Source organism: Pseudoalteromonas sp. CO109Y (assembly GCF_004208935.1).
GTDB classification, from domain to species: domain Bacteria; phylum Pseudomonadota; class Gammaproteobacteria; order Enterobacterales; family Alteromonadaceae; genus Pseudoalteromonas; species Pseudoalteromonas shioyasakiensis.
In genome coordinates this window covers 161320-172735 of sequence record NZ_SGPD01000042.1, presented here as the reverse complement: position 1 = coordinate 172735, position 11416 = coordinate 161320, and the positions used below count along the sequence as shown (strand labels likewise).

At 42.2% G+C, this 11416-nt stretch carries 8 protein-coding genes; 3 read left to right on the top strand and 5 right to left on the bottom strand.

The window, feature by feature from the left end; genetic code table 11:
- Positions 1-12 precede the first annotated feature (12 nt).
- On the top strand, positions 13-1782 hold the full coding sequence (locus EXT43_RS18565; protein ID WP_062565729.1) for a sugar phosphorylase: 1770 nt from the start codon (positions 13-15) through the stop codon (positions 1780-1782).
- A gap of 12 nt (positions 1783-1794) precedes the next feature.
- Here EXT43_RS18565 and EXT43_RS18560 read toward each other — a convergent pair whose 3' ends face one another.
- The gene (locus EXT43_RS18560; protein WP_062565728.1) at positions 1795-2838 is read right to left on the bottom strand and encodes an ABC transporter substrate-binding protein; all 1044 of its coding nucleotides are present in this window, start codon (positions 2836-2838) and stop codon (positions 1795-1797) included.
- Positions 2839-2987: 149 nt separating this feature from the next.
- On the bottom strand, positions 2988-5834 hold the full coding sequence (locus EXT43_RS18555) for a TonB-dependent receptor (RefSeq protein WP_130167653.1): 2847 nt from the start codon (positions 5832-5834) through the stop codon (positions 2988-2990).
- A gap of 312 nt (positions 5835-6146) precedes the next feature.
- On the opposite strand from EXT43_RS18555, the gene EXT43_RS18550 reads away from it, so the two are divergent.
- On the top strand, positions 6147-6533 hold the full coding sequence (locus EXT43_RS18550; protein ID WP_062565726.1) for a cytochrome b562: 387 nt from the start codon (positions 6147-6149) through the stop codon (positions 6531-6533).
- Positions 6534-6585: 52 nt separating this feature from the next.
- Here the strand turns inward: EXT43_RS18550 and ykgO are convergent, their stop codons facing one another.
- Together ykgO and EXT43_RS18540 are read right to left on the bottom strand one after the other, a co-directional pair.
- Complete coding sequence (gene ykgO / locus EXT43_RS18545; RefSeq protein ID WP_058584105.1) at positions 6586-6723, bottom strand: type B 50S ribosomal protein L36; 138 nt, start codon at positions 6721-6723, stop codon at positions 6586-6588.
- Between the two features lie 17 nt (positions 6724-6740).
- On the bottom strand, positions 6741-6992 hold the full coding sequence (locus tag EXT43_RS18540; protein ID WP_058584106.1) for a type B 50S ribosomal protein L31: 252 nt from the start codon (positions 6990-6992) through the stop codon (positions 6741-6743).
- 207 nt (positions 6993-7199) lie between these two features.
- Between EXT43_RS18540 and EXT43_RS18535 the strand changes: the two genes are divergently transcribed.
- Complete coding sequence (locus tag EXT43_RS18535; RefSeq protein WP_054554596.1) at positions 7200-7469, top strand: hypothetical protein; 270 nt, start codon at positions 7200-7202, stop codon at positions 7467-7469.
- Between the two features lie 69 nt (positions 7470-7538).
- On the opposite strand, the gene EXT43_RS18530 is transcribed toward EXT43_RS18535, so the two are convergent.
- Positions 7539-11315 carry a S8 family serine peptidase gene (locus tag EXT43_RS18530; RefSeq protein ID WP_062565725.1) on the bottom strand — a complete coding sequence of 1259 codons (3777 nt, stop codon included), beginning with the start codon at positions 11313-11315 and terminating at the stop codon, positions 7539-7541.
- Positions 11316-11416 lie beyond the last annotated feature (101 nt).

Here is an 11416-nt window from a genome sequence, read left to right as displayed (position 1 = left end):
CGGGGAAGGCACGTGACTTTAGAGCTTTTGCAACAAAGGGTTATTCAGCATTTAACCTGCATCTACGGCGAAGTTGAGTTATCAACAACGCTTGAACAACTCGCAGATAGATTAATCAATACCATGTTAGGTGATGATCCTGTTCGAGACCCAACGCCGCATAAAAACCGTTGGGATGAGCAAGATATGATTTTAATTGCCTACGGTGATTCGATTATTCGTCATGCTAATACGGATGAAGCAGTTGCTAAGCCTGAAGAGCCGCCTTTGCATACGTTACATCGCTTTGTAAAAAACCAATGCTTACCTGAGCTTAATGCACTACACATCTTGCCGTTTTACCCATATAGCTCAGATGAAGGCTTCGCGGTAATGAATTATGTGCAAGTGAATGAAGCGTTAGGTAGTTGGCAACATATCCGCGATATTTCAGCGGATGTTAGGTTGATGGCAGATTTGGTGATCAACCATTGCTCTAGCCGTAGCGTTTGGTTTGAAAACTTTATTCAGGGCAAAGAGCCGGGAAAAGGGTATTTTAAAACGGCAAGCCAGAGTGATGACCTTGTGCAAGTTGTTCGCCCGAGAACATCACCCCTTTTACAGGCGGTTGAAACTAAAGACGGTTTGCAACATGTGTGGTGTACCTTTAGTCATGACCAAGTCGACTTTGATTTTGCTAACCCAGATGTGCTCAATGAATTTGTCAGCATTATTCGTCATTATTTAGATAACGGTGTGCGTATATTCCGCCTTGATGCGGTGGCTTTTTTATGGAAAAAACTCAATACCCGCTGCATTAACCTGCCTGAGACGCACGAAGTGATCAGGCTGCTTCGCACCCTTATTGAGCATTTTGAGCCTAATGTGATTATTATCACAGAAACTAATATCCCGAACCGTGAAAACTTATCGTACTTTGGTAATGCCAATGAAGCGCACTGTATCTATAACTTCTCATTACCACCGCTGTTATTACACACTTTACTCAGTGGTGACAGCACCGCATTAAAACATTGGATGATGAGTATGCCTCCTCCTCAAGAAGGGACGGCATACTTTAACTTTATAGCTTCACATGATGGTATTGGCTTGCGCCCCGTTGAAGGCTTGTTAGAGCAAAGTGAAATTGCCGAAATGGTGAATACGACTGCGAAATATGGCGGAAAAGTTTCATTACGTACCGCCCCAGATGGCACCAATACCCCTTATGAGTTAAACATTGCCTTATTTGATGCGTTGCAAGGTACCCATAAAGGCCCAGATAAATGGGGTGTTGCACGCTTTTTATGTGCGCATGCCATTATGTTTGCGCTTGAAGGTATTCCAGGTTTGTATATTCATAGCTTACTCGGTACCACCAATGATTATGAACGCTTTGAAAACAGCCAACATAACCGAGCGATTAACCGACACCGCTGGCAAGAGTCAGATTTACTAGCAAAGCTGAGTAATGAAAATGCCCATCATCGTACTGTGTTTAAAGCGATGAAAAACCTAATGGCTATTCGTAAGGCGCAAAGTGCATTTCACCCTAATGCGACGCAATATACGTTACATTTAAGCGAAGGGCTCTTTGGTTTTTGGCGACAAAGTATCAACCGTTCGCAAAGTATGTTTTGTGTTTATAACATTAGTGACGAGCCGCAAACGCTTACGCTTGCCGACTTAAATTTGATTGGTACCGAGCAATGGCGAGATTTAATTAGCGGTGAGCAAATTACTGAGCAAACACAAACAATGTCGCTAACCCCATATCAAGCAGTTTGGCTCAGTAATAAATAATGTAAATGCCCTTTACAGTTTGCTATTGGTTACCTCTAAAAGAAGTGATTCAACACTGAAGGGAAGGGCATTTTTATTCGCATTACTGAAAACGCGAAAGTTAATTGCTAAGTTATCACTGTGAATTTGTTCAACTAGCTTAAGCGTTTGTTCGCTATGTTGGCTGAAAATGGCCACTTCATGATGCATAGTTCCGGTTGCGTAATTATTGAGTAGATCATGAACATTTACTATAGCTAAAGCTCCTAGTGTGACATGACCGCCGATAGTGACGTCTATTTTTTCTGCCACAACTCTGAGTGGCCAATTTATTGCGCCAACCAATACATCTTTGCGTTTATTTAACTCATCAAGCGCTGCAATAGCCCCTAATGCCATGGCATCATTGGCAGCCCAAACCATATTGATGTTAGATTGATGGCTAAAGTAGCCAAGACTCTGGCGATACGCTTGTGTTGCTGACCAGTTGGCGACTGTTTTAGCGGTAATAGTAGCATTATCATACGCTTGAACACTTTGCTCTAAACCTTGTTCTCTATCAAGTGCTGCATGGGTCGTGTAATCACCATTAATCGCGAGAATATTTGCCGTGTGCTGAGCTTGTTCAAATAGCTTTTCGGCTAATAGTTGCCCCGCTTGTTTGTTATCGGGCACCACACTACCAGCGATATTAATGCCATGATCAATCAAACGTTTTAGCTCTTGTTCTGATGGGCGGTTAAGTAAAAAATAGATGGGCGTAGAGATGTGCTTTAAGCTTAAAAGTTGTTGGGTAAGCACACTTTTCTCATCAACTAAAATCAGCATATCTGGCTTTGCTTTAATCGCATTAGCCACTAATGACTTCATTTCAATATGATTTCGGTTGGCATAATGAATTGTTAAATCGAGATCAAAGTCTTTAGCAGCATCACGCATCAACTCTGACACTTCAAACCAAAACGGGCCTGTGACATTGGTATCGGCATGACCTGGGTTTATAAAAATAATTTTTTGCTTGGCAAAAACACTTGGTAAGCAAAATAGGCAGATAATGATAAATACCGTTTTGAGCATAGTCTTATTAAGTTAAAAGGCCGATAGGAAAGAGTATAGCTTGAATTGTCAGGTTTTAAGTAAATGATTGGCATAGGATAGTTTTTAAATATCTGATAGAAAAAGGGCTACACAAATGTGCAGCCCCAAGAGAATCAAATATTTTACGATTAGAAATCGTAAGATAGTCTTAAGTAGCCGAAACGACCGATGTTGTCGTAACTTGCACTACCAGAACCTGTACCTAACGTGCCGTATGGAAGTTTGCGGTTGAAGATATTATCTACACCCAGCTTCACACCAAAACCATTTTCAAAGTTATAACCAATTGTTGCATCAGAGATAACGTAAGTACCAAATGTCATTAAGCTATTTGGATTCGGGTTATCTGCAAGTTCTTGGTCTGTGTAAAGGCTTACTTCATCTAGATAACGTGTATCAAACGTTGTAAAGAAGCCATCACGCTTATAAGAAATTGAAAGGTTTGCTTGCCATTTCGCTTCGCCAGTTGTGCCTGCGTACTCATAGTAGTCGCTCGGTTGGTCTTGGAATGGGAAAGTTTTACGCTCAATTAAGTACGTACCAATTAAACGTGTTGAGAAGTTGCCTTCTAGTGCATCAAAGTCATAACCTAATTCAAAGTCAACACCTGATGCTTCTTGACCAGACACGTTCAGAACTGAGTTTTGAATAAGTGTAATTTCATGTGAGCTGCTATCACGCGTGATTAGGTTACAGTATTGGTTATTAATACCACCTTCTGCATCTACACAGCGGTCAAGAATGTCTTGTGAACCGATGGTCGAAATCGCATCTTCAAGTTCAATTTTCCAGTAGTCAACTGTCACTACAGCGTTTTCAATGAATGAAGGTTGGTAAACAAAACCAATTGTTGTACTGGTTGACTCTTCACCTTTCACATCTCGGTTACCACTTACTAAACCTTCAAGTGTTTGCGCATCGTAGTCTGATTCAAAATCAGCAGGTACACCAAGAGCTGCACAGTTCGCGCGGCGTACTTCTGAATTTTGTAGATCATTCAAGTTATCAGCTAAACATGGATCGTCAACACTGTAGAATGTTTGGCTCGGTGCACCAAAGATTTCGCCAATGTTTGGAGCACGAAGTGCTTCTGATTGTGTTGCACGTACACGTAGTTGATCGTTTACAGTCCAATCTAAACCAAGTTTCCAGCTTGTTGCATCACCAATTGTGTTGTAGTCAGCGTAACGTACCGCTGTATCTAGTACTAGATCTTGAACAAGAGGTAAGTCAGAAAGAAGTGGGATTGATGCTTCGAAGTAAATTTCATTTACATCAAACTCACCTTTGTCTTCGCCAAGCGCGTTAAAGAAGGTACCGGCTGCGTTGTCTGGCTCTTCAGTTTCGCTTTCTTCTTTACGGTATTCAACACCCGCTGCAAAACCAATGTAACCAGCTGGTAATTCATAAATTGCTGAATTTGCAAGTGAAGCAGACACAACTGTTTGGGTAATCTTTGAAGTACCTACTGAAACAGTATTGATGTAATCAATCGCTTCTTGGCTCGGTGCACCAAAGCCCATGATATTAACAGGTACACACCCTTCAGCACGTGCTTCTTCGCTGCGACAAACAACATTGCCTGAACCATCATCAATAGCATCTAGGGCATTGTAGTAGTTTGCCATGATCATGTTAGCGCCATTAACACGCTCTAAATCAGTTTGGCCATATACAACTGACGCATCTAATTCCCAGTCATTGAATACCGTGCCTTTTAAGCCTGCAACAAAACGGGTTGTTTCACGTGTATTGTTTTCAACACGACGACCTAAGTCAGTCATCATGCGGTTAACCATGATTGAGCTAACACCTTCTTGTTCCATTAGATCTTTAACGCTTGAGTCAAGGTAAGGGTTATCAATCTTGATGCTGTTATTTGGGTTAAAGAAGAAGAATGCAGGCTGACCAATGCTTTGGCCTTCGCTGTTAACATACTTTGCTTCAAGATACGCATTCATGCCCTTTGCGATATCGTAGTTCGTTTTGAAGTTAATGTTGTAGCGTTCAAACTCAGGTTGAATTTGGTTAAACTGTGCTAGGTTAAATGAATCACAGTTAGCACATGCAAGGCCATCAACTTGGTCACCAATGTTAAGTTCGCGGTAAGTACCATCTGGGTTAAATGAATTTACAAAGCCATTACTTAGCGCAAACACACCTGCGTTATTAATCGCATAGTAACCTGCATTTGGCGTATAAATGTAGTCAGGAAAAGCTGGATCATCTTTGTTTTCAGCTGTTTGAGCTGTGTTGCGCATATTGCGGTAAGAGCCATCAGTCCAAGGGTGGTCTAACGCATTTAAAGTATCTTGACCCGAATACTCAACAGAGAATGCCACGTTACCGCGATCATTATCGAAGTTTGTGCCGTAAGAGAGTGTTGCTTTTTCGTTGCTGTAATCGCTTAGGTCTGATTCGCCTCGAGTTACACTTGCGCTAAAGCCTTCGATATTCTTTTTAAGAATGAAGTTAACTACACCCGTTACAGCATCGGCACCGTATACAGCTGACGCACCACCGGTGATAATTTCAACACGCTCAACCCATGTGCTTGGAATTGTATTTGTATCAACTGATTGAGAGCCTGCAGAGCTAGAAACGTGACGTTTACCATTAACAAGTACTAGCGTACGGTCAGTACCCATATTACGTAAGTCAAGAATACTTAAACCCGCAGTACCGATGTAACGGCCAGAGTTTGAAAGTGAAAAAGTATTACCAAGAGCTGGTAATTTATTAAGTGCCTCACCGATATTAACCGCGCCTGTGTTAACTAAGTCATCACCAGTGATAACTGTCACTGGCGCAGGGGCAATAGCACCTTCACGTAAAATACGAGAACCTGTTACTTCGATACGGTCGATTGTTTGTACACCTTCTTCATCAGCAGCAAATGACTGACCTGAAATTGCAAGTGCAGATGTGCACAGGGCAAGCTTAATACTTGCACCTAAGATGTTATGTTTTTTCATTGTTTCACCTGTTAGTTTTTATTTTATCCCTTAAAGGGTTGTTAACGGTTGTTCTTAAAATGTTAACGCGGTGCACTTTATCATTGTCCCTATTATTTGCAAACAAAAACTACGTATCAATTTGTACACATCTAATTTCAATTTAAACAGTGTGTTAGGTTCTTTGTGGGGTTTAGGTGTTTTTTTTGTTTGTTGTGAAAAGGTGATTACAGAATATTTACTTTGTTGCTGTATTCGGTATTTTAATGGCATTAGGTTTACGTAGCGTTTCGCTTTATAATGGGTGCATAATTTGTATTTGGTTGAGAGTGTATGAAAGCCATTTTTATTAGTTTTTTAATCGTTTTTTCCAGTCTGAGCGCGGCCAACAATATTGACCTTGAGGCCAATATGAAAAACATGGGGCTTGCTTATAAAAACTCAGTGCGAGCAACTGATTTAGCCACCTTTAATACCGCTATCGATGAATTTATTGAGTTGTTAGAGACAGCCAAAACAGCTGATTTTAAACAGCATAAAACAGCGTCTTTAGAAGGGCTTGATAAAGTCATAAATCAAGCAAAGCAAGCTAAGCAACTTGCAACGACCCGTGGCCTTGAAGCTGCAAAAGCGCCGCTTAAATCTATTGATGAGCTACGTAAGAAATACCATGAGCTACATGAGCCGCCAGGTTTTTGGGAGTTGTTATTTGGTAAGTAAAGTTATTGAGTTAGATTTACTATAATTTTAAAAAGGTGCCGAGGCACCTTTTTTAACGCTTTTTCTTTTTACCCTGAACTGCCTTCAAGCGCGGATTGTCTTTATTAATAACATAGACACGACCTTTACGCTTTACGATTTGGCAGCCCGGGCGGTTCTTCGCGCTTTTTAATGAACTTAATACTTTCATGTTCTTACCTATAGCAACTACTTGCTCGCTAAGTTTTTGAAACGACGATTAAACGCAGCAACACGGCCATCGCTTGCAACGGCTTTTTGCTTACCGGTATAAAACGGGTGTGAATCGCTTGATACGTCAATTGGCACATAAGGGTAGGTTTTTCCCTCAAGTTCAATTGTGCGCGAAGTTTTAATTGTCGAACCAATAATAAAATAGCTGTCTGCCGCTGTATCATGAAACGCGACTTGCTGGTAATCAGGGTGGATATTTGGCTTCATAATGCACCTTTTTGTTATGTGATAATGTAGCAAGTATAGAGTGGTTGACTATTTGGGTCAAGATAAAAATGATTCTTATTTATATTGGGTTGTCTTAATTTTGTACAAGCTGAACAATCAATAAGCAGTTAGATTTAAAAAGCTGGATATTGTCGGTAAGGCTGTTATAACTAGGTATGCGTGCTTATTTTAAAGAAGGATAAGGAAGTGAATGATAAAACTAGCCGTGAAGAACTAGATCAAAATGTAATGAACACGCTTCGCGATAAAGACCATTCTGTTTTAGCTAATCATGTAGACACCTTGTCGTGTACTCACAACGATATTATTGAGTTGTTGGCACAGTATTTAGCTCTGAGTGAGCAAGATGATGATGAGCGTTTCGATACCTGGTTTGATAATCTAAGTAAAGAGCAACACACCGTTGTGAAGACTTTCGAAGTGTATCGTGGTCAGTACGAGCATTTAGATTCTTAATACTTGATCATGTTGTTTTTACATGAAAAAAGCCACCCGAAGGCGGCTTTGCTGATTAGCGCTAACTAATTAATCTAACATGTAAGCTCGCATGGTAATTTGCTCGGCTTGGCTTGAACCATAATCTGAAACAATCGTACGAATATGGACAAAGTCACCGACGTTGCCAGTATTAGGGATCGTAGCTACCCATTCACCGTCAATGTGTTCAACTTGTGCATCTAACCAGTTTTCGCTTGAGAACTTCGTTGATACAGGGCAATAGATATAAGCAGGCACGTTAGCAATCGTACATTCTTGGCCGTACGCATATTGGAACTGTACATCTGCCAGCGCCACTTCACCTACACCGTCAAGTAAACCTGTTAACTTAACTTGAGCCGCTTCACCTGCTTTCATGCTGTTGTTAATATCAACAGGTAAATCAACCATAGGCACTAAAATTGGCTGAACACCTTGTTGCTGCTCGTCAGCCGTAAATGTATAGAAACCTTGGTAAAGAGAACCTAGCTTATCATTGACTGGAGAGCGCTCACCAACACCACGGGCATAAGAACGCATTTCTAAGGTAATTTGATGAGAGCCCGGCTCAAGAGTTAACGTACCTTGATACGGAGATACTGGCTCACCATTTACTTTTAAACCAAAGGCTGAGCTACCCATAAAGCCAAAAATACCATCATGGTTTGCGGCATCGCCAAACGAGGCAAGGTTAAAGTAAAGAACGTTGGTATCGCGGCTAATAATCGCCGAGCCACTGCTGCCTAAGCTACCAGCACGTGGACCTTTAAACCAAGTGGTGTTTTGCTCTGCACCTTCAGTCATAGCGCGTGGACCATCAAAATAAGCGCCAGCACTTTGAATTTGATAGTTTGGCATAACGACATTCGTCCATGCATTTTTTGTACTTGCTGTGTAATATTCATCACGCTGATGAGGCAACATAATTAACTGTGAGCTACCTGTTGAGTAGAACTCTCCGGTACTGTTGGTCATTGCCATAACATCAGTCCATGCAGGGCGCTCATCATTTTGCGAGTGATAAGACGCACTTATTTTATGCATTTTATGTTCAGCAATATTGATTTTCCCAGATTGAATTCGGCCATCAGTAATATGGTTTATTGAATAAGCATAAGGTGAGCGTTCAGCCGCAATACCAGACCAGCTAACGATATTGTTGCCAGCTTCGATTTCTGCCATTAAGGCTTCACCTTGTTCGGTACTAATACCAATCACGGGTACTTTTGGTGTGCCTGTGATCGCGCCTTTATATCGGCCGCCACGACCAGGACGATAAAAAATCACACCGCTGGCACCATTTTTCATTGCATTACCGACCATGTAAGACGTGAGGTAATTAGGGTTAGCAATAAGCGCAATTTTTCCGTCTAACTCAAATTGGCTCCAGTCAGTGCTGTAACCAGCATCACCTACTGGCACGACTTCTGCAGAGCCTTCACCATGAAAAGACAGTGCTAAACCTTGTTTGATGTAATCAAGTTCAACCCCGTTTTGCATTGTGACGGTTGTTTCTGGAGCCACTGCGCGGGTGGTGATAAATGAGCGAAAGCGATCGTCATGACCTTGTGACCAAGCATACATATCATTTACGTAATCAGGAGCCATTTCGATAGCTGCAAGCTTCGCAACTTCTTGATCGTCAATCGCGTAAGTAAAGCCAAATGAATAACCTTGTGGATCAAGAGGCTGGTCAGCTTTAAAGGTGACAGGTTGAGCGTTGCGTGCATCAAAGTTAATCTCTGTTTTGCCATCAATCTTACGATTTAATACAGCCATTTGTGCCGCTGATTCAACTAAACCAGAGCTGGTTTGCGGGTTATCGTAAGTCATAATGTTAGCAATCAACGTATAGTAACCAGCAGGTACATCGATATTGGCTTTACCGCCAGTGAGCCTAACAAGACTGCCCCAATCATCTTCTTCATTAATTAAGTAAAGCTTAGATGGCGAGCCTGCTTGATTACCCCAGCGATCAGTTAGGTTTACTGTTAAATTAACGTGAGGTTGGTCAATCCAAAATGACACTGGTACAGTCACTTGCTGATCTGCATTGCCAACGGTTGTGCCTGTGATACGACCTGTAATTGCACCATAAGCACTGTTATTAAGTGCCACACTAGGGTCAATCCATATAGGGACTTGAGCAACACCTTTGGCTGGGATTGTTACAGATTTAACATCTAACCCTGCCAAGGTCGCCGGTAATTGTGTTTTGCCATCTTCACCGATTAAATCTAATTTCAATTTTAATTTAATATTTTCATCAGAGGTGTTTGTTAACGTGATCTGTGTTTCGGTAAATGCACTATTGGCATTATCAAAGTAGCCAAGTTCACGGTTTGCAGGGGCCACAATAGCTTGGTCAATGGCACGGTCGATATTCATGGCACCGGCACCTTGCTCAAGGACGTGAGCATCACTACTAAATACAGATGATGTAAGCACGTCTTTAATTTCTTTTGGCGTAAGGTCTTGGCGAGCTTGCATTACAATTGCAGCACCACCGGCAACATGAGGGGCAGCCATTGATGTACCTGAATACACGCGGTAGGCCGTATCACCTAAGCCACCAGAAGCCGCGGCAACCACAGAGACACCTTGCGAGGCAATATCTGGTTTTGCTGAGTGGCCATCTGGCGATGGACCGCGTGAAGAGAACGACGCCGTATTACCATCACGATCAATAGCACCCACGGTTAATGCACTTGGCGCGCAGCCCGGTGAACCAATCGTTTCACGGGTAAAGCTATTGCCCGCAGAGATAACAAATAAAGCTTTATCGCTAAGCGCTTCAACCATCTCAACCAATGGGCCACTACAGGTTGTTGCTGTGCCACCCAATGACATATTTACAATGTCAGCTTGTTCTGAAAGCACCGCCCATTGCATGCCATTTAAAATACCGTAGGTTGATCCTCCTCCTGTATTACCAAGTACTTTACCGATAATTAAATCGGCGGCTGGTGCCACACCGACCCATTTGCCTGCTGACTCATGGCCATTGCCTGCAACGGTTGAGGCTGTATGAGTTCCATGACCATTTAAGTCATCTACACCGTTGCTCGAATACGTAAAATCACGTGATGCAATGACACGACCTAGTAAGTCTGGATGCTCGGTGTCGTAGCCTGTATCAAGTACGGCAACTTTAATACCTTCGCCATTATAGTTAATCGCTGACTCACCATATGCGCCGGTTAGTGGGACTGTTGGAGTCAGTGTTTCTGACTGGGTAACCTTGTGAGCATGAACGACAGCATCAAGCCAAATACCTTCAACGTCAGCTTGTGCAACCAGGGTTTGCCAAGTTTGCGCTGCTTTGTCTTTGTTGATTGCAAATGCGGCGCTGTCGATTAGCTCAATTTCACCGGTTAATGACATACCAGCAAGCGTTGCTGGGACTGCAGGTCCTGCAAGGGTGCCGTCGCGGTATTCAACAATGACGGGGAGCGCGTCGGTTGATGCATCATCGTAACCCGATTCATATAACTTATTAATGTTAAATAACTCTAAATCGATCGCATTTGAATCAACTAAGGCTTGAGCATGGTTTGGAACAACATAGGTGTTGTTACCACGTTTAAAGATACTGGTGAATGTATCTGAACCATCTGCATTCACTAATCGAATGCCGCCTAGCTTGCCGTCTTTATTGACAACAGCCGATACTTTGTCCCCAGTGATCAAAGTGAATGTAAGGGCATCCGCTTTACTTTGTTGTGTAACAAATGTTTCTTCTGCGGTTGCTGGTTGGGCAATCGATAAGCCGAGCATGGCTAAGTAGGTCGCCTTTAAGCGACCAAGCCTTGGAAAAGGTTTCATCTTTTCATCCTTTATTTTGATGTAATTAGTTTGGAAGAAAGGAGTTATTGCTAGCTGTCAAAATAACAAATATGACAAGAGCAATAACTCAACCAGACCAA

Excerpts from the sequence above, each read along its gene's own strand:
- EXT43_RS18560 (WP_062565728.1), bottom strand. The coding sequence starts at position 2,838 with ATGCTCAAAACGGTATTTATCATTATCTGCCTATTTTGCTTACCAAGT.
- EXT43_RS18555 (WP_130167653.1), bottom strand. The coding sequence starts at position 5,834 with ATGAAAAAACATAACATCTTAGGTGCAAGTATTAAGCTTGCCCTGTGC.
- EXT43_RS18550 (WP_062565726.1), top strand. The coding sequence starts at position 6,147 with ATGAAAGCCATTTTTATTAGTTTTTTAATCGTTTTTTCCAGTCTGAGC.
- ykgO (WP_058584105.1), bottom strand. The coding sequence starts at position 6,723 with ATGAAAGTATTAAGTTCATTAAAAAGCGCGAAGAACCGCCCGGGCTGC.
- EXT43_RS18540 (WP_058584106.1), bottom strand. The coding sequence starts at position 6,992 with ATGAAGCCAAATATCCACCCTGATTACCAGCAAGTCGCGTTTCATGAT.
- EXT43_RS18530 (WP_062565725.1), bottom strand. The coding sequence starts at position 11,315 with ATGAAACCTTTTCCAAGGCTTGGTCGCTTAAAGGCGACCTACTTAGCC.